The 16,592-nt window shown below is 71.6% G+C and carries 20 protein-coding genes; 12 read left to right on the top strand and 8 right to left on the bottom strand.

Annotated elements, in window-relative coordinates; genetic code table 11:
- The first annotated feature begins 29 nt into the window (after positions 1-29).
- From ACFVVA_RS08340 to ACFVVA_RS08325, 4 genes are all read left to right on the top strand, one after another.
- Positions 30-752 (top strand): hypothetical protein, encoded by a 723-nt coding sequence (locus ACFVVA_RS08340; RefSeq protein ID WP_387686989.1) that lies wholly within the window; start codon positions 30-32, stop codon positions 750-752.
- 28 nt (positions 753-780) lie between these two features.
- Positions 781-1,536 carry a hypothetical protein gene (locus ACFVVA_RS08335; RefSeq protein WP_387686987.1) on the top strand — a complete coding sequence of 252 codons (756 nt, stop codon included), beginning with the start codon at positions 781-783 and terminating at the stop codon, positions 1,534-1,536.
- Positions 1,529-1,780: a hypothetical protein gene (locus ACFVVA_RS08330; protein WP_387686985.1), complete on the top strand. Its 252-nt coding sequence runs from the start codon at positions 1,529-1,531 to the stop codon at positions 1,778-1,780. Before ACFVVA_RS08335 ends, ACFVVA_RS08330 begins: the two co-directional genes overlap by 8 nt.
- An 88-nt stretch (positions 1,781-1,868) precedes the next feature.
- On the top strand, positions 1,869-4,361 hold the full coding sequence (locus ACFVVA_RS08325) for a DEAD/DEAH box helicase (protein ID WP_387687393.1): 2,493 nt from the start codon (positions 1,869-1,871) through the stop codon (positions 4,359-4,361).
- A gap of 203 nt (positions 4,362-4,564) precedes the next feature.
- Here ACFVVA_RS08325 and ACFVVA_RS08320 read toward each other — a convergent pair whose 3' ends face one another.
- On the bottom strand, positions 4,565-5,416 hold the full coding sequence (locus ACFVVA_RS08320) for a hypothetical protein (RefSeq protein WP_387686983.1): 852 nt from the start codon (positions 5,414-5,416) through the stop codon (positions 4,565-4,567).
- Positions 5,417-5,698: 282 nt separating this feature from the next.
- On the opposite strand from ACFVVA_RS08320, the gene bioB reads away from it, so the two are divergent.
- From bioB to ACFVVA_RS08300, 4 genes are read left to right on the top strand one after another with little or no spacing between them, the layout of a single operon-like run.
- Entirely contained in the window at positions 5,699-6,982 is a 1,284-nt protein-coding gene (bioB, locus tag ACFVVA_RS08315; RefSeq protein ID WP_387686981.1) for a biotin synthase BioB, read from the top strand.
- A 27-nt stretch (positions 6,983-7,009) separates the two neighbouring features.
- A complete protein-coding gene (locus ACFVVA_RS08310; RefSeq protein ID WP_387686979.1) occupies positions 7,010-8,314 on the top strand; it encodes an adenosylmethionine--8-amino-7-oxononanoate transaminase in 1,305 nt (434 codons plus the stop codon).
- On the top strand, positions 8,311-9,069 hold the full coding sequence (gene bioD, locus ACFVVA_RS08305) for a dethiobiotin synthase (protein WP_387686977.1): 759 nt from the start codon (positions 8,311-8,313) through the stop codon (positions 9,067-9,069). The genes ACFVVA_RS08310 and bioD overlap by 4 nt, the downstream gene beginning before the upstream one ends.
- Before the next feature lie 52 nt (positions 9,070-9,121).
- Positions 9,122-9,568 carry a hypothetical protein gene (locus ACFVVA_RS08300; protein WP_359913369.1) on the top strand — a complete coding sequence of 149 codons (447 nt, stop codon included), beginning with the start codon at positions 9,122-9,124 and terminating at the stop codon, positions 9,566-9,568.
- A 216-nt stretch (positions 9,569-9,784) separates the two neighbouring features.
- Here the strand turns inward: ACFVVA_RS08300 and ACFVVA_RS08295 are convergent, their stop codons facing one another.
- Together ACFVVA_RS08295 and ACFVVA_RS08290 are read right to left on the bottom strand one after the other, a co-directional pair.
- Positions 9,785-10,027, bottom strand: coding sequence for a hypothetical protein (locus ACFVVA_RS08295; RefSeq protein ID WP_387686974.1), 243 nt, complete (start codon positions 10,025-10,027; stop codon positions 9,785-9,787).
- A gap of 8 nt (positions 10,028-10,035) precedes the next feature.
- Positions 10,036-10,356, bottom strand: a complete 321-nt coding sequence (locus ACFVVA_RS08290) for a hypothetical protein (protein ID WP_387686972.1) — start codon at positions 10,354-10,356, stop codon at positions 10,036-10,038.
- Between the two features lie 113 nt (positions 10,357-10,469).
- On the opposite strand from ACFVVA_RS08290, the gene ACFVVA_RS08285 reads away from it, so the two are divergent.
- Entirely contained in the window at positions 10,470-11,510 is a 1,041-nt protein-coding gene (locus ACFVVA_RS08285) for a Scr1 family TA system antitoxin-like transcriptional regulator (RefSeq protein WP_387687391.1), read from the top strand.
- A gap of 54 nt (positions 11,511-11,564) precedes the next feature.
- Here the strand turns inward: ACFVVA_RS08285 and ACFVVA_RS08280 are convergent, their stop codons facing one another.
- Positions 11,565-12,161, bottom strand: a complete 597-nt coding sequence (locus ACFVVA_RS08280) for a TetR family transcriptional regulator (protein WP_387686970.1) — start codon at positions 12,159-12,161, stop codon at positions 11,565-11,567.
- Positions 12,162-12,292: 131 nt separating this feature from the next.
- Between ACFVVA_RS08280 and ACFVVA_RS08275 the strand changes: the two genes are divergently transcribed.
- Positions 12,293-12,550, top strand: coding sequence for a hypothetical protein (locus ACFVVA_RS08275; protein ID WP_387686968.1), 258 nt, complete (start codon positions 12,293-12,295; stop codon positions 12,548-12,550).
- Positions 12,551-12,605: 55 nt separating this feature from the next.
- Here the strand turns inward: ACFVVA_RS08275 and ACFVVA_RS08270 are convergent, their stop codons facing one another.
- Positions 12,606-13,004 carry a hypothetical protein gene (locus ACFVVA_RS08270; RefSeq protein ID WP_387686966.1) on the bottom strand — a complete coding sequence of 133 codons (399 nt, stop codon included), beginning with the start codon at positions 13,002-13,004 and terminating at the stop codon, positions 12,606-12,608.
- A gap of 77 nt (positions 13,005-13,081) precedes the next feature.
- Positions 13,082-13,405: an IS200/IS605 family transposase gene (tnpA, locus tag ACFVVA_RS08265; RefSeq protein WP_387686964.1), complete on the bottom strand. Its 324-nt coding sequence runs from the start codon at positions 13,403-13,405 to the stop codon at positions 13,082-13,084.
- Between the two features lie 176 nt (positions 13,406-13,581).
- Between tnpA and ACFVVA_RS08260 the strand changes: the two genes are divergently transcribed.
- Both ACFVVA_RS08260 and ACFVVA_RS08255 read left to right on the top strand, forming a co-directional pair.
- The gene (locus ACFVVA_RS08260) at positions 13,582-14,817 is read left to right on the top strand and encodes an RNA-guided endonuclease InsQ/TnpB family protein (protein WP_387687389.1); all 1,236 of its coding nucleotides are present in this window, start codon (positions 13,582-13,584) and stop codon (positions 14,815-14,817) included.
- 44 nt (positions 14,818-14,861) lie between these two features.
- Entirely contained in the window at positions 14,862-15,095 is a 234-nt protein-coding gene (locus ACFVVA_RS08255) for a hypothetical protein (protein ID WP_387686962.1), read from the top strand.
- A 110-nt stretch (positions 15,096-15,205) separates the two neighbouring features.
- On the opposite strand, the gene ACFVVA_RS08250 is transcribed toward ACFVVA_RS08255, so the two are convergent.
- Both ACFVVA_RS08250 and ACFVVA_RS08245 read right to left on the bottom strand, forming a co-directional pair.
- Positions 15,206-15,844 (bottom strand): hypothetical protein, encoded by a 639-nt coding sequence (locus ACFVVA_RS08250; RefSeq protein ID WP_387686959.1) that lies wholly within the window; start codon positions 15,842-15,844, stop codon positions 15,206-15,208.
- A gap of 78 nt (positions 15,845-15,922) precedes the next feature.
- Positions 15,923-16,540 carry a helix-turn-helix domain-containing protein gene (locus ACFVVA_RS08245; RefSeq protein ID WP_387686957.1) on the bottom strand — a complete coding sequence of 206 codons (618 nt, stop codon included), beginning with the start codon at positions 16,538-16,540 and terminating at the stop codon, positions 15,923-15,925.
- Between the last annotated feature and the right edge of the window lie 52 nt (positions 16,541-16,592).

Here is a 16,592-nt window from a genome sequence, read left to right as displayed (position 1 = left end):
CACCACCGGAAACAGGAGCTGACTGAACCGTGGTCGACGCCGCACACATCATCCCGCGCTCGCCCGACGACCCGCCGCCACCACCGCCGTGGTGGCGGCGGCCCCGGGTGCTGCCGTGGCTGGCCGGGAGCCTCGCGGTGGCCGCCGCCGTGGGCGGCGGGCTGTGGGCCTGGAAGCCGTGGCAGTCGGTGGAGCTGCCACAGAGCGCGTGCTGGGGAGTACTGGATGCGAACGACCTCAAACCGCTGACGGGCCCGGACGGGAAGGCCATCGAGCCCCGGCCGTCCCGCGAGATCGCAACCCCCGCGAAGCCCGCCTCGGGGAGCCGTGACTCTCGTTGCCGCGTCATGTGGCCGGACGCGACCATCCTGCTCGACGCGGAGGTACGACCGGCACGCGACCGGATCGACGCCGACCGGAAGAACGACGCCGGCGGCGGGTCGGTCACCCCGCTCGACTTCGGCCCCGGCACGACCGGGTGGGTCACGGCCAGCAACATCGTCCCCGGGAACGCGTCGGTCCGGCTCTATGTGCCGTGCGACTTCGACGCGCCGAGGGACGACAGCGACCAGCCCCCGCCGAAGTACTTCGGCGTGCTGGTTTCCGGGGACATCGTCCACGGCGCATCCCTCGGCAAGGCCCATCAGGCGTATGCGGACATCGCCCTCAAGATCGGCAGAGTCGCCGCGACCGCGTACGAGTGCCGGAACACCATGACGCTGACCGCTACCGCCCCCCGCGTCGCTTCCTAGCGCCCGGACAACAGGAGCTGCCCGAACCATGGTCGACGTCGCACACATCATCCCGCGCTCGCCCGACGACCCGCCGCCGCCACCGTCGTGGTGGCGGCGGCTCCGGGTGCTGCCGTGGCTGGCCGGGGGCCTCGCGGTGGCCGCTGCCGTGGGGGGCGGGCTGTGGGCCTGGCAGCCGTGGCGGTCGTTGGAGATCGCGCAGAGCGCCTGCTGGTCCGCGCTGTCACGCGATGACCTGAAGCCGCTGGCCGGGCGGTTCGGGAAGGTGTACGAGGCCGTGCCGCGGGCCCGGCTCCAGACGCCGGCCGTGCCGGACGAACCCCGGGTCCGCAGCACCGACTGCCGGGTCGTCTGGAACGGGGACGACGGCTCCGGCGGCTTCCTCCTCGACGTCCGGGTCCACCCCGCCTGGGACGGGGTGGACGCCGACCGCGCCAGGGACACCGGGAGGCACCACGCCGTCGCCGACCTGGACTTCGGCCCCGGGGCGGTGGGGCTGGCCAGCGACGATTCGGATCACTTCGTCCGGCTCTACGTGCGCTGCGACTTCCAGGTGCCGCCCGGGGACCGTCCCGATCTCAAGGCCCCGCCGTACGTCCGCGTGGAGGCCGGGGGCGAGCCGGTGGACGGCGCCTCGCCCGCCAAGGCCCGCCAGGCGTACGCCGATGCCGCGCTGAAGGTCGCCCGGGTCGCCGCCGCCGAGTACCGGTGCACCAACCAGGTGCAGCTGCCTGCGGCGGCCCCGGCCGTGCCTGAGCTGTCGAAGGGGAAGGCCGGTGGCTGAGCGTCCGCGCCGCCGCCGTGTCCTGCCGATCGCACTCGGCGCGGCGGTGCTCGGGCAGCCCTCCGAGAGGCCGTACCGCCTGGTCACGATCACCGGCGACCGCTGGTCCTCGGACACCCCCGTCACCGAGGTCCACCGGATCCGTATCGCCGCCGCCCTGCGCACCGCGAGGGAGCTGGTCCGCGCCCAGCGCTGCACGAACGACCCGCAGCTGGCCGCGCGGGAGCCCGCCGCACCGTTCTGACGGCCTCCCGACCTGCCCGTCGCGGCCCCGGGCTTTGCCGGGGGTGGCGGCGAGCAGGCAAGATAGCCGGGTGACCCTCCTTGATCTGATGCCGAAGCCCGCCACCCCCGACGCGCTGTACGAGACGTTCGCAGCCTGGGCGGAGGATCGGGGGATCACCCTGTACCCGGCGCAGGAGGAGGCGCTGATCGAGCTGGTGTCGGGGAACAACGTGATCCTGGCGACGCCGACCGGGTCGGGCAAGAGCCTGGTGGCGGCGGGGGCGCACTTCGCGGCGCTGGCGGCGGGGCAGCGGACGTTCTACACCGCCCCGATCAAGGCGCTGGTGTCGGAGAAGTTCTTCGACCTGGTGAAGATGTTCGGCACCGAGCAGGTCGGCATGATGACCGGCGACGCGAGCGTGAACCCGACCGCGCCGATCATCTGCTGCACCGCCGAGGTGCTGGCCCAGATCGCGCTGCGCGACGGCACCCGGGCGGACATCGGCCAGGTGGTCATGGACGAGTTCCACTTCTACGCGGAGCCGGACCGCGGCTGGGCGTGGCAGATCCCGCTGCTGGAGCTGCCGCAGGCGCAGTTCCTGCTGATGTCCGCGACGCTCGGCGACGTCCGCCGCTTCGAGGAGGACCTGACCCGCCGCACGGGCCGTCCGACCACGGTGGTGCGCAACGCGACCCGCCCGGTGCCGCTGTTCTACGAGTACCGCCGCACCTCGATGCACGACACCCTGGAGGAGCTGCTGCAGACCGGCCAGGCGCCGGTCTACGTCGTGCACTTCACCCAGAAGGAGGCGGTGGAGCGGGCCCAGTCGCTGATGAGCATCAACATGTGCTCGAAGGCGGAGAAGGAGGCCATCGCCGATCTGATCGGCGGCTTCCGTTTCACCACCAAGTTCGGCCGCAACCTGTCCCGTTTCGTGCGTCACGGCATCGGCGTGCACCACGCGGGCATGCTGCCGAAGTACCGCCGGCTGGTCGAACGCCTCGCCCAGGCGGGCCTGTTGAAGGTCATCTGCGGCACCGACACGCTCGGCGTCGGCGTCAATGTGCCGATCCGCACGGTGCTGTTCACCGCGCTGTCCAAGTACGACGGGCAGCGCGTGCGCATCCTGCGCGCCCGCGAGTTCCACCAGATCGCCGGCCGGGCCGGCCGGGCCGGCTTCGACACCGTCGGCCAGGTGGTGGCGCAGGCGCCGGAGCACGTGATCGAGAACGACAAGGCGATCGCCAAGGCCGGGGACGACCCGAAGAAGAAGCGCAAGGTGGTCCGCAAGAAGGCGCCGGAGGGCTTCGTCGGCTGGACCGAGGAGACCTTCGAGAGGCTGATCGGCGCCGACCCGGAGCCGCTGGTCTCCCGGTTCAAGGTGAGCCACGCGATGCTGCTGTCGGTGATCGGCCGCCCGGGCAACGCCTTCGAGGCGATGCGCAAGCTGCTGACCGACAACCACGAGGACCGGGCCGCGCAGCGCCGGCACATCCGCACCACGATCGCCATCTACCGTTCGCTGCTGGAGGGCGGCGTGGTGGAGCGGCTGCCGGAGCCCGACTCCGAGGGCCGGATCGTCCGCCTCACCCTGGACCTCCAGGAGAACTTCGCGCTCAACCAGCCGCTGTCGACCTTCGCGCTGGCCGCCTTCGAGCTGCTCGACCCGACCTCGCCCTCGTACGCGATGGACGTGATCTCGGTCGTCGAGGCGACCCTCGACGACCCGCGCCAGATCCTCGCCGCCCAGCAGAACAAGGCGCGCGGCGAGGCCGTCGGCGAGATGAAGCGGGACGGCATCGAGTACGAGGAGCGGATGGAGCGGCTCCAGGAGATCACCTACCCGAAGCCGCTGGAGGAGCTGCTCACCCACGCCTACGAGGTGTACCGCCGGGCGCACCCGTGGATCGGCGACCACCAGCTGCAGCCGAAGTCGGTGGTCCGCGACCTGTACGAGCGGGCGATGACCTTCTCGGACTACGTCGGCTTCTACGAGCTGGCCCGGACCGAGGGCATCGTGCTGCGCTACCTGGCCGGCGCGTTCAAGGCGCTGGAGCAGACCGTCCCCGAGGACGTGAAGACCGACGACCTCAAGGACGTCATCGCCTGGCTCGGCGAGCTGGTCCGCCAGGTCGACTCCAGCCTGCTGGACGAGTGGGAGCAGCTGGCCAACCCGACCGAGGCCGCCACCGCCGAGGTGCGGCTGGACGACAAGCCGGCGCCGGTCACCGCCAACGCCCGCGCCTTCCGCGTCCTGGTGCGCAACGAGATGTTCCGCCGGGTCGAGCTGTGCGCGCTGGAGCACTACGAGGAGCTCGCCGAGCTGGACGGCGAGTACGGCTGGGACGCGGACCGCTGGGCGGACGCCATGGACGGGTACTGGGAGGAGTACGACGACCTCGGCACCGGCCCGAACGCGCGCGGCCCCAAGATGCTGATCATCGAGGAGGAGGACTCCTCCTGGCGGGTCCGGCAGATCTTCGACGACCCGGAGGGCGACCACGACTGGGGCATCAGCGCCGAGGTCGACCTGTACGGCTCGGACGAGGAGGGCCGGGCGGTGCTGCGGGTGACGGCGGTGGACCGGCTCGGCGGCTGAGCCGGATCCCGGTCCGGGCGCGGGCCCGGTCACGGATCCGGTCACGGATCCGGTCACGGATCCGGTCCTGACGATGACGAATCCCCCCGGAGGCCGCGGCTTCCGGGGGGATTCGTCATCGGGCCGTCGTCGCCATCGGGCCGCCGTCGGACCGTCTCGGGCCGTCGTCCGGCCGTCGTCATCGGGCCGCCGTCAGGCCGCCGTCACATCCAGGCGAACGGCGAGCCCGCGGCGTAGGAGAGCGCGCGGGTGGCCTCGTCCAGGGTCTGTTCGCTGCTGGGCGCCGTGCCGGTGGCCCCCGGGAGCGGCGTGGCCGGTGCCCCGGTGCTGCCGGGGGTGGTGGCCGGCCGGCCGTCGCCCGAGCGCGAGCTGGTGACGGTCACGTAGTGCCCGACCGCCTCGATCCGCGGCTCGCCGCCCGTCCGGGCGCCGCCGGGCGGCTGGGCGGGGGCGGTGGTGGTGTCGGCGAGGATGAAGGCGACCGCGCCGGGCTTGGCCCGCAGGGCGTCGGCGGCCCTGGCGGCGGAGGGCTGGTCGGGGAAGCGCAGCAGGGTGACGCTGCTGAGCACCGGGCGGTCCTGGCCGCTGAAGCTGACGGTCAGGTAGCTCTGGCAGCCGGTGTCCTTGAGCGGGTCCTGGGTGCGGTCCTGGAGCACTTCGGCGCAGTTCTCGCCCTGCCGGACGCCGTTGCGCCGCGCCTTGAAGGCGCCGACCTCGACGGGCCGCTGGGCGGGGAAGAGGTTGTCGACGTTGAGGGCCTCGGGGTCGGTGCGCGGCGGCGGGGCGCCCACCACCTTCGGCGTCGCGGTCGCGTCCTTGCTGGACGGGCCGAGCCCGGGTATGTAGTCGCCGGGCATCGGGCGGGTGATGATCCATCCCCCGGCCGCGACCACCCCGACGACGACGATCCACCCGACCGTTCGACGGGCCGTCAGCCGACGGCCCCGCGTGCGGTCCGTCCCCCCATCGGTGCCGGCGTCGCCGCCGACCCCCTGCTCTGCCCGGCCTTCCCGGCCTTCTCCCGGAGTCGGGGTGCGCTCCCCCTGCGTGGTCATGGCGCAGATTCTAAGCAACCGGGGGGTGGCGTGGGTCACGGGGTCGGGGGTTGTGGATCATCGTCCGCCGCGGCCCTCGGCCACCGGCCCGGCGCCACGCTCGCCGCCCGCTCACCACCCACTCCCTACCCGCCGGTAACCTCCGGCCCGGCCTCGCGTCAAGCGCGTGACCAGCGGCGGAGCCGTGACCTTCGACACTGTGGCAATCGGCACATCCTCACACCGATCTTCTGGCGGGTTTGCTCTGGCGCCGCTCGATCACCACCAGGCAGGATCGGCCCCATGGATCTGCTCGATACCCTCACCGCCAAGGGCCTGCGCGGCGAAGTCCCGACCCGCGAGGAGGCCCTGGCCGTCCTCGCCACCACCGACGACGAGCTGCTCGACGTGGTCGCCGCGGCCGGCAAGGTGCGCCGCCGCTGGTTCGGCCGCCGGGTCAAGCTCAACTACCTGGTGAACCTGAAGAGCGGGCTCTGCCCGGAGGACTGCTCGTACTGCTCGCAGCGGCTCGGGTCCAAGGCCGAGATCCTCAAGTACACCTGGCTCAAGCCCGACCAGGCCGCCGACGCGGCCCGCGCCGGGGTGGCCGGCGGCGCCAAGCGGGTCTGTCTGGTCGCCAGCGGCCGCGGTCCGACGGACCGCGACATCGACCGGGTCACCGACACCATGGCCGCCATCAAGGACGCCGACCCCGAGGTCGAGATCTGCGTCTGCCTCGGCCTGCTCTCCGACAACCAGGCGGAGCGGCTCAAGGCGGCCGGCGCCGACGCCTACAACCACAACCTCAACACCTCCGAGGGCACCTACGGGACCATCACCAAGACCCACACCTACGCGGACCGGGTGGACACCGTCCAGAAGGCCCACGGCGCGGGCCTGTCCGCCTGCTCCGGCCTGATCGCCGGCATGGGCGAGAGCGACGAGGACCTGGTCGACGTCGTCTTCGCCCTGCGCGACCTCGGCTCGGACTCCGTCCCGGTCAACTTCCTCATCCCGTTCGAGGGCACCCCGCTCGCCAAGGAGTGGAACCTCACCCCGCAGCGCTGCCTGCGCATCCTGGCGATGGTCCGCTTTGTCAACCCGGACACCGAGGTGCGGATCGCCGGCGGGCGCGAGGTGCATCTGCGCTCGATGCAGCCGCTCGGCCTGCACATCGCCAACTCCATCTTCCTCGGTGACTACCTGACCAGCGAGGGCCAGGCCGGGCAGACCGACCTCGACATGATCAAGGACGCCGGCTTCGAGGTCGAGGGCGCCGGCGAGGCCACCCTGCCGCGCCACCGCGCGGACGTCGCCGAGGCGGAGCGGGCGGGCGGCGGCTGCGGCACCGCGGCCTCGGCCTGCGGCAGCGGCGGCGGCTGCGGGCCGTGCGGCGGGCACGCCCACGGCTCGGACGCCTCCGCCCCGGAGACCGTCCCCTCCGACGCCGTCCCCTCGGAGACCGTCCCCTCGGAGACCGTCTCCCCGGCGGCCGTCGCCGAATCCGGCGCCGAGGACGAGCTCCGCAGCGACCTCGTCAAGGTCCGCCGCCGCGGCGCCGGCACCGAACTCGCGCCCAACGCCTGACAGTTCCGACCCTCCGGAGAACGCACCATGCTCCAGCCGTCCGCAGCCGACCTGCTCGCCCTCGACCGCGCCCATGTGTGGCACCCGTACGGGCCGATGCCCGGGACCGCCACCCCGTACGTGGTCGAGTCCGCCTCCGGGGTGCGGCTGCGCCTGGCCGAACCGGTCGAGGGCGGGCGGCGCGAGCTGGTCGACGGGATGTCGTCCTGGTGGGCAGCGATCCACGGCTACCGGCACCCGGTGCTGGACGAGGCGGTGCGCGAGCAGCTGGGGCGGATGAGCCATGTGATGTTCGGCGGGCTCACCCACGAGCCCGCCGTCCGGCTGGCCGCCAGGCTGGTGGAGATCACCCCGGAGCCGCTGCGGCACGTCTTCCTCGCCGACTCGGGCTCGGTGGCCGTCGAGGTCGCGATGAAGATGTGCCTCCAGTACTGGCAGTCCACCGGGCGGCCGGCCAAGCGCCGGCTGCTCACCTGGCGCGGCGGCTACCACGGGGACACCTTCCACCCGATGTCGGTGTGCGACCCGGACGGCGGGATGCACCACCTGTGGGGCGGGGTGCTGCCCGGACAGCTGTTCGCTCCGGAGCCGCCGGCCGGGTTCGACGCTCCGATCGACCCCGAATACGCGGCGCGGTTCGAGGAGTTGATGGCACGTCACGCCGACGAGCTGGCCGCCGTCATCGTCGAGCCGGTGGTCCAGGGCGCGGGCGGGATGCGCTTCCACTCCCCCGCCTACCTGCGGATGCTGCGCGAACTGTGCGACCGCTACGGGGTGCTGCTGGTCTTCGACGAGATCGCCACCGGCTTCGGGCGCAGCGGCGCCCTGTTCGCCGCCGACCACGCGGGCGTCTCGCCGGACGTGATGTGCCTGGGCAAGGCCCTGACCGGCGGCTACCTGACGCTGGCCGCCGCCCTGTGCACCGGCGAGGTCGCCGACGGGATCAGCCGCGGCGAGGTGCCGGTGCTCGCCCACGGGCCCACGTTCATGGGCAACCCGCTGGCCTGCGCGGTCGCCAACGCCTCGCTGGAGCTGCTGCTCGGGCAGGACTGGTCGACGGAGGTGAAACGGATCGAGACCGGGCTGACCGAAGGTCTCGCGGCGGCCGCGGACGTCCCCGGCGTACTCGACGTACGGGTCCAAGGGGCCATCGGCGTCGTGCAGTTGGACCACCCGGTGGACGTCCGGGCGGCCACCGGGGCGGCGGCGCGCGAAGGCGTGTGGCTGCGGCCCTTCCGGGATCTGATCTACACGATGCCCCCCTATGTGACGGAGGACGAGGACGTGGCACGGATCGCTGCCGCCGTGACCGCCGCGGCGCTGAAGGGATGAGCGCGCGCATCCTGTTCGTGACGGGGACCAACACGGACGTCGGCAAGACCGTCGCCACGGCCGCCGTCGCCTCGGCGGCGCTGCGGGCCGGGCTGCAGGTCGCGGTGCTCAAGCCCGGGCAGACCGGCGTGACGGCCGAGGAGCCCGGCGACGCCGCCGAAGTCCGGCGCCTGGCAGGCGAGCTGACGATCCGTGAGCTGGTGCGCTACCCCGAGCCGCTTGCGCCCGACACCGCCGCCCGACGGGCCGGGATGCCGTACCTCTCCCCCGCCGAGGTGGTTTCCGAGGTCGCCGAGCTGGCTTCCACACACGACCTGGTCCTGGTGGAAGGCGCGGGCGGGCTGCTGGTCCGCTACGACGACGAGGGCCGCACGCTCGCCGACCAGGCCCGGGCGGTACTCGACGCCGGGCTTCCGGCCGAGGTGCTGCTGATCGCCTCGGCCGGGCTCGGGACGCTCAACATCGTCTCCCTCACCGCGGAGGCCCTGGCGGCCCGGGGCCTGCCGCTCGCGGGTGTGCTCGTCGGCTCCTGGCCCGCCGAGCCCGGCCTCGCCGAGCGCTGCAACCTCGCCGACCTGCCCCGCTCCGCCGGCGCCCCGCTGCTCGGCGCCCTGCCGGAACGAGCGGGCGGCGCCGAGGACTTCGCCGCCCTCGCGTACACCTCGCTGGCCCCTGAGCTGGGCGGCAGCTGGGACGCGGAGCACTTCGCGCACGTCCACCGGCCCGAATCGGCCCCGCTTCGCTCGAAGGGGTGATCCCGGCTTCCGCCCCTGTCGGAAGCCGGGACGGCTCAATACCGTTCTTTCCATGACAGACGGGCTCACCGCAGACGAGGCCCTGCGGGCCTTGGCCGCCCTGGAGGCGGCGTGGAAGGACGACGACGAGGCGCTGTTCGCCCTGGCGGCGGGCGGCACCGGTGAACGGCCGCTGCCGGCACTGGTCGCCGCGTACGGCGAGCACGCCATGGACACCCTGATGGCGCTCGCCTTCGGGCTGCGCGCCACCATGAGCGACGAGGAGATCGCCGAGATCTCCGACGCCGTCAGCTCCAACATCGGCGCCCGGATGAGCGCCCTGCTGACCCAGACCCTGAAGGCCTGGGGCACCCTCGCCCCGGCGGAGGACCTCTCGGTGACGAAGATCATCGCCCACACCGTGATCGACGCGATGCGGGCCGTCACCGAGGACCCCAGCAAGACCGAGGTGCTGCCGCTGCTGGCCACCTTCCGCAGCTACGCCCTGAACGGCACCTGAGGGGACCGGAATTCGCGAGTCGGCGCGGGCTTCGAGAGGGCACTCGAAGCCCGCGCTGCTACGTGTGCGCCCTCATCCACCCTGCGGCGAACGCGAATCCGCCCGTAGCGGATGCGAGGAAGACGAGGACGAACACCATGGCACTCGCCGGGGTCGATACGCCCTCGGGGATCATGAGGGCGGCGACGGCGGCGACCGCGAGGCTTCCGACGACGATCACGCCGCTGGCGGCGACGGCCGCATACCTCTGCGGAGGACGGCGACCAGCCGCTCGATGACGTCCGGCCGGGCGGCCCCGAGGTCGATCAGGACGACGCCGGTGGCCTTGGCCGAGCGCCAGTCGATCCCGAGGGACGGGAGTTTCACGTCGGCGGCGTTCAGGACGGCCTGGAGGTCGTCGAGGACGTCGGCCGCGGTGCGACGGTCCTCGGCCGTGATCTTGTCGATCATGCTGCTCATCGGGCATCTCACTGTTCGGTGTTCGTGATCCAACGCGCCTCGGCGTCCCACTCGATGCCGCCCCCGAGGGGCCGGAGGTAGGCGCGGCCGTGCTGCCACCCCATGAAGGCGGCCCAGCGGCCGGAGCGGACGTCGAAGACCCGCTCGCCGACGGTGGAGGGGCGGTAGGGGCTGGAGGGGGGCGCCACCCGCCGCGCGGCCGGCGCCGCGGGGGTCAGGGAGGAGGCGTTCACCCGCGCCTCGGGGACGGAGTCGCCGCACTGCGCGCAGCGGCAGGGCGGAAAGCTCCGCCGCAGAACCAGGCTTTCGGCAGCTTGATTGTTCGTCATATTCACCGACTAGTCTCTCTCTGTTGCCACCCCCTCACCAAGAGTGTCTGCTCGCGACTAGTATCAGAAGAGCTTCACTTTGACAGCGAGCATTGTGGAAATCGGTGATCACCATGCCTCAGCGGGAAGTAGACCCAACCTCATCTCCGAACGCGGCCATCGGCGTTCAGCTGCGACGCTTCCGCAGGGCGAGGGGGCTCACGCAGATCGAGCTCGGACGGCGGACCAACTACAGCGATTCACTCATCTCCATGATCGAGAACGGAGACCGCCCCGCGCCGTTGAACCTCGTTCGCCGGTGCGACAAGGAACTCGACACCTGCGAGGCGCTTGAACTCCTGTACTGGACTGCCAAGAGCAGCACCTTGATCGGCGGATTCGTCGCCTTCATCGAGCACGAGCGCAAGGCCACGGCCTTCAAGGTCTACGAGCTGAACGTCATCCCCGGACTGCTCCAGACCCGGGCCTACGCCTCCGCGATCGTCAGTGCCGAGGCCCGACGGGGCGAGATCCCCGATGACAAGGTCAGCGAACGCGTCAATGTCCGGATGGCGCGCCAAGCCGTGCTCTACCAGGAACCCGCCCCCTCGATCCGCATCGTCATGGAAGAGAGCTGCCTGCGGCCCGTCGGCGGTCCCTTCGTCATGGCCGAACAGCTTCGCCGGCTGGAGAATGTCGCCGGCCTTCCGCACGTCATGCTGCAGATCGCGCCGTCCAGCCTCGGCGAGAACCTCCCGTCGCTCCTGCCGTTCACGCTGCTCACCTCCCCGGGCGGGGCGTGGATGGCCTACCTCGAAACCATCCAACGGGGCTACGTGGAGCGAGAGAACCAGGACAACATCCACTCCCTCGCAAGGACTTACGATTGGCTCCAGGCCCAAGCCCTCTCATGTGCGGACTCCCTGGCTCTCATCCGCACGCGTCTCAAGGAGTTCCACGCCATGTTCCCCATCGCGGCCTCCAAGCCCGTCTCCTGGCTGAAGTCCTCGTACAGCAGTGGCGGCGGTAACTGCATCGAGGTCGCACCGGGCATCCCCGGCGTCCTCCCCGTGCGGGACAGCAAGGACCCCGACGGCCCTCAGCTCGCCTTCGGCATGGACGCCTGGCAGTCCTTCGTCGCCGGCATCAAGTCCGGCGAGTTCGGCAGCATCTGAGAAGTTACGGCGGAGTGGGCCTCGCCCGCTCCGGGCGCGGCCCACTCCGCCCGCTCACCCCGCCGCAGGCCTCGTCAGGCGGCGCACCAGTGTGACCAGCGCCTCCCGGTCCGCCGCCGGGTCGGTCGCGCCGGAGAGGAGCAGCCGCACCATCTGCGGGAGCGTGAACCACGCGTTCACCAGGCCGATCACCGCGAACATCAGCCGTCCCGGATCCACGTCGTCGGCCAGCTCGCCCGCCCGCTGCGCGGCCGCGAGGACGGCGACCTTCTCCCCGTAGTGCGCGGTGCGTTCGGGCTCCGCCGCCAGAGCTTCGGACTCCGTGCCGCGCTGCAGCCCTTCCCAGGCCAGCAGGCGGGAGAAGTGCGGGTTGGCCGAGTGGTAGTCGAAGACGCGTCCGGCGTAGTCGCCGAGCTCCAGCCCCGGCGCCGGGGTGAGCGGCACCGCTTCGGCCAGCTTGCCGAGTTCGGACGCCAGTACCGCGGCGAAGAGCTGGTCCTTGCTGCCGAAGTACTGGTAGATCCGCTCCTTGTTCACTCCCGCCCGGGTGGCGACGCGGGCGATCCGGGCACCGTCCGGGCCGAACTCGGCGAACTCCTCGACGGCGGCGTCGAGGAGGAGTTGCTGCGTGCGTGCGGTGTCCCAGGCCATGGCATCACCATAGCGCGAATCTCCAACCAAAGGGTTGGACATCCGCGTGCGCGCCTGCCAAACTCCAACCGACGGGTTGGAGTTTTGGGCATCCGAGGCCTCCAGCCGCTCACTCACGGGAGGAAACCGCCTTGACCACCGACAGCATCACCGCACCGGCCCCCGCAGCCCCGTCCGTGCACCGCCGGGCCCTGCTCACCTGGCTCGCCGTCTACCCGACCATCACCGCCGCCTTCGCCCTGCTCGGCCCCCACCTCGGGCGCCTGCCGCTGGTGCTGCGGACCCTGGTCATGACCGGTCTCGTCGTCCCGGTCGTCGTCTACGCGCTGCTCCCGCTGCTGCTCAAGGCGGAGAGGAAGCTCACCCACCGCCCCGGTCGACGGAAGTAGCGAGCGCCCGGAACGGCGGCAGCCGCCGCACCGCTCCGGGCGCCGGACGGAGGAGCTACCGCCCCTCGGCGACCAGGAAGCGGCCGGAGCGCCAGTGCAGCCGCGCCGGGCCGCCGGTGGGCCAGTCGTGGTTCAGGTGACGGCGGCCGCGACCGAGGGCGCCGAGGTCCTGGGGCCGAAGCGTTCCGCTCCTCAGGCCGCTCGCCTCGACGGCCGTCACCGGCATGATCGTCACGTACTGGGCGTCGTCCCCGCCCATCCAGTCGACGACCTCGGTGAAGATCCACACGAACTGCTGCGAACAGCCCAGGCAGCGCCGCAGGTTGACGGCGAAGCGCGAGCCGCCCACCACTTCCGCCTCGTGTTCGAAGCCCTCCCGCTGCCGGCCCCAAACGGCCCGCTCGTCCTCGCCGTAGCACTTCGCGCAGCCGAACTCCGCCATCGGCCTTCCCATCGGTCGACTCCCTGGTCCGCGACGTCCCGTGTCGCGGCCCATGATGCCCGCAGGGCCCCGGGGGCCGGCCGGGCAGTTCACCCGACCGGGGAACAATTCACGGACCGTTCCCGCACCGTTCGCACCTCAGGGCGGATACCCGAACGGCCGGTTGACGCCCCGGGGCCCGGCTCGACCCGGCCCGGACTTCGGACCGCACACCTCGTTCCGGACCAGAAGCCGCCGCCCCGCAGGTAGCGGCGGACGTGGCTGTCGTAATCCTGTCGGAGCCTTCGGGAACTGACGCCCTTGAGGCTGTCGACCAGCTTGGAGAGCTGGATCTCGGGTGGGTAGTGCACCAGCAGATGCACGTGATCCGGTTCGCAGTCGACTGATTCAACCCGGCCTCGAAGTCCGCGCATACGTCCCGCATGATTTCTTCGCAGCGGGTCGGCATGGCGTCCGTGAAGGCCCTGCGCCGGTACTTCGTGACGAAACCGAGTGGACGTGCAGGTTGTGGACGACATGACGGCCGGTGCGCACATCGGGATTCGGATTCCATCGTGGTGACATGAACCAAAATGCTACGGTGGGCATCGTGCAGCTTCGGTACGCCTTCCGCGTGTACCCGAGCACCGGTCAGTGTGCTTTGCTGGCAAGGTCGTTCGGGTGTGCACGGGTGGTCTTCAACGACGCGCTCCGCGTCCGCGAGGACGCCCGCGCCGCCGGGTTGCCGTTCGTCACGTCGGCCGAGCTGTCCAAGCGGCTGACGGCCTCGAAGAAGACCCCCGAGCGTGCCTGGCTCGGCGAGGTGTCCTCGGTGGTCCTGCAACAGTCCTTGCGGGACCTGGACACCGCGTACAGGAACTTCTTCGACGGCATCGAGGGCAGACGGCCGAATACCGGACCACCCCGCTTCAAGTCCCGCAGGTACAACCGGCAGGCGATCCGCTTCACCGCCAACGCCGGATGGAGGATCACCGACGGCGGGAAGCTGCGCCTGCCGAAGATCGGTGACGTGCGGGTGGAGTGGTCGCGCCCGCTGCCGTCGGTGCCGTCCACGGTGACCGTGGTCCAGGACGCCGCCGGGCGGTACTTCGCCTCCTTCGTGGTCGGGACCGACCCGGCCGCCGACCGTGAGCGGATGCCCGAGACCGACGCCACGGTCGGCATCGACCTGGGCCTGACCCACTTCGCGGTGCTCTCGGACGGCACGAAGATCGACAGCCCGAAGTTCCTGCGCCGCGCCGAGAAGAAGCTCAAGAAGGCGCAGCGGGTGCTCGGTCGCAAGGTGAAGGGATCGAAGAACCGGGGCAAGGCCCGGATCAGGGTCGCCCGTGCGCACGCACGGGTGGCCGACGCACGGCGCGAGTTCCACCACCGGCTCTCCACCGAGTTGATCCGCGAGAACCAAGCGGTCGCCGTGGAGGACCTGGCGGTGAAGGGACTCGCCCGCACGCGCCTGGCCAAGTCCGTGCACGACGCCGGGTGGTCGGCGTTCGTGACCATGTTGGAGTACAAGGCCGTGCGGTACGGGCGTGCCTTCCACCGGATTGGCCGCTTCGAGCCGACCTCACAGGTGTGCTCGAACTGCGGCGTCAAGGACGGCCCCAAACCCCTCGATGTCCGGGAGTGGACGTGCGGGGCATGCGGGGCCGTCCTGGACCGGGATGTCAACGCGGCGGTCAACGTCGCCAAGGCCGCCGGACTGGCGGTATCGGCCTGTGGAGCGCAGGTAAGACCGGAACGCGTTCCGGCGCAGCGCCGCGAAGCAGGAACCCACCCGAAGCCGCACCAGGCAACGGTGCGACAGGCGGGAATCACTCGCCTTTAGGCGGGTGAGGATGTCAACAGGACTTCTTCTTCGAGGGCCCGTCCGTGACCTTCACCGGCCCGCACGACTGCTACAACGGCAACAGCGCCGACTACTCCTTCGACATCCCCGCCCCGCTCACCAACCACGTGTACTCGCTGCGCCCGTACGCCAACTGCTGGTTCAACCTGTTCACCGGCGTCCAGGCCACCGGGTACGCGAGCCCCAGCTACAAGGGTGAGACCGTCTCGGTGGACGACGCCTGGCGCACTCACTCCAGATCGCTGACGCTCGGCTGACCGACGGTTCCTGACCCCGCACCCCGCCCCGCTCGGCGCCCCTCCTCGGTGGCCGCCGGGGGCACGGTCAGGACAGGGGGCGGCCGGCCGGATCCCGGCCGGCCGCCCCGTCAGTCGGTCTCCAGCAGGACCGCCGGGAGCGCGCCGTCCAGCACCGGAGCACGCGGCAGGGTGAGGCCGAAGTGGCGGCCGAGCACCTCCAGGCAGGTGCGGTGGAGGTCGTCGCCCGCGCGGTCGTGGTCGGGCAGCCCGGCGGCGGCCAGTTCGGCCGTCAGGGCGGCGACGGTGGCCGGCTCGCCCCGGACGCCGTTGGGGCCCCAGCTGGCGTCCAGGTGGAGGTTGAGGAAGCAGGTCTCCCGGCCGTCCCGGTGGCCGCGGAAGAAGGGCGGCACCGGCTTGCCGTTCTCCTCCTCGAACTCCAGGTGGTAGACCTCGGCGCCGCCGCGCGAGGCGGACGGCGACACACTCAGCTCGCCCTGCCAGTAGCCGTACACCACCGCGAAGGCGAGGTCGCCGCTGCGCCCGTGGCGCAGCCCGATGTCCTCGACGTCGCCGAGGAATGCGAGTTCGTACTCCTCGAGCAGGTCGTCCGCCGTGAGTTCGCCGAGCGGGCGCACGGTGCACCCCGGGAGCTCCTCGGCGATCCGGGCCACGAGCTCCTCGGGCTCCAGGCCGCGGGCCAGGACCACGCTGTAGCCGCCGTAGGCGATCGACTGGGGTTCGGCGAGCCAGGTGAGTGCGTCCGTCATGGTGATCATCATGACGCACGGATCAACCGTTCGGTATTCCGAACGACCGGGCAGCGCGGCCGAACCCGTTCCGCCCGCTCAGTGCCAGAGCCCCCACGAGGCCGGCCGGACCGGTTCCGCGAGGTGGCCGTGCTGCTCGGCCCGGTACTGCAGCACCAGCACCGAGCGGACCTGTTCGCCGTCCAGCGCGGTGTAGGCGTGCGGCAGCGCCGCGTCGAAGCCGATGTAGTCGCCGGGGCCGAGTTCGATCTCGCGCCCGTCGACCCGCACGCCCAGCCGGCCGCTCTGGACCACGGTGTGCTCGGTGCCGGTGTGGCCCCCGGAGTCCTGGGCGGCTCCGGTGCGCACCACCTGGTCGTACAGCTCGAACACCGCGTCCCCGGACTCGATCCGGCGCAGCGGGCGCAGGTCGACGCCCCGCCCGCTGAGCACCTCGGTCTCGGCCGCGCGCACCACCGTGACCTCGCCGCCCGGCCGGGCCTCGACCAGGTCGGAGATCGGCACGCCGAGCACCCGGGAGAGCCCGAGCACCGTCTCCAGCGTCGGGTTCCCGGCCCCGGACTCCAGCTGGGACAGCGTCGCCTTCCCTACCCCGGCCTGCCGGGACAGCTCGGACAGCGACAGTCCGCGCTGGGCCCGCACCCGCTTCAGGTTGGCGGCGAGGACGCTCCGGACGGATTCCTCGGCATCGTTCACTCTCGACCTCTTCTCACCCGGCACTGTTCGATATACCGTACGGGACGCACAC

Origin of the sequence: Kitasatospora sp. NPDC058048, from assembly GCF_042885555.1 — a bacterium.
Taxonomy (GTDB): Bacteria; Actinomycetota; Actinomycetes; order Streptomycetales; family Streptomycetaceae; genus Kitasatospora; species Kitasatospora lactacystinica.
The sequence above is the reverse complement of the archived record's forward strand: the minus strand, read 5'-3'. Positions and strand labels throughout refer to the sequence as shown.

Bases quoted from the DNA above. Each gene is read 5' to 3' on its own strand.
- ACFVVA_RS08320 (WP_387686983.1), bottom strand. From the start codon at position 5,416: ATGACCACGCAGGGGGAGCGCACCCCGACTCCGGGAGAAGGCCGGGAA.
- bioB (WP_387686981.1), top strand. From the start codon at position 5,699: ATGGATCTGCTCGATACCCTCACCGCCAAGGGCCTGCGCGGCGAAGTC.
- ACFVVA_RS08295 (WP_387686974.1), bottom strand. From the start codon at position 10,027: ATGAGCAGCATGATCGACAAGATCACGGCCGAGGACCGTCGCACCGCG.
- ACFVVA_RS08270 (WP_387686966.1), bottom strand. From the start codon at position 13,004: ATGGGAAGGCCGATGGCGGAGTTCGGCTGCGCGAAGTGCTACGGCGAG.
- bioD (WP_387686977.1), top strand. From the start codon at position 8,311: ATGAGCGCGCGCATCCTGTTCGTGACGGGGACCAACACGGACGTCGGC.
- ACFVVA_RS08250 (WP_387686959.1), bottom strand. From the start codon at position 15,844: ATGACGGACGCACTCACCTGGCTCGCCGAACCCCAGTCGATCGCCTAC.
- ACFVVA_RS08300 (WP_359913369.1), top strand. From the start codon at position 9,122: ATGACAGACGGGCTCACCGCAGACGAGGCCCTGCGGGCCTTGGCCGCC.
- ACFVVA_RS08335 (WP_387686987.1), top strand. From the start codon at position 781: ATGGTCGACGTCGCACACATCATCCCGCGCTCGCCCGACGACCCGCCG.
- ACFVVA_RS08290 (WP_387686972.1), bottom strand. From the start codon at position 10,356: ATGACGAACAATCAAGCTGCCGAAAGCCTGGTTCTGCGGCGGAGCTTT.
- ACFVVA_RS08325 (WP_387687393.1), top strand. From the start codon at position 1,869: ATGCCGAAGCCCGCCACCCCCGACGCGCTGTACGAGACGTTCGCAGCC.
- tnpA (WP_387686964.1), bottom strand. From the start codon at position 13,405: ATGCGCGGACTTCGAGGCCGGGTTGAATCAGTCGACTGCGAACCGGAT.
- ACFVVA_RS08285 (WP_387687391.1), top strand. From the start codon at position 10,470: ATGCCTCAGCGGGAAGTAGACCCAACCTCATCTCCGAACGCGGCCATC.
- ACFVVA_RS08280 (WP_387686970.1), bottom strand. From the start codon at position 12,161: ATGGCCTGGGACACCGCACGCACGCAGCAACTCCTCCTCGACGCCGCC.
- ACFVVA_RS08310 (WP_387686979.1), top strand. From the start codon at position 7,010: ATGCTCCAGCCGTCCGCAGCCGACCTGCTCGCCCTCGACCGCGCCCAT.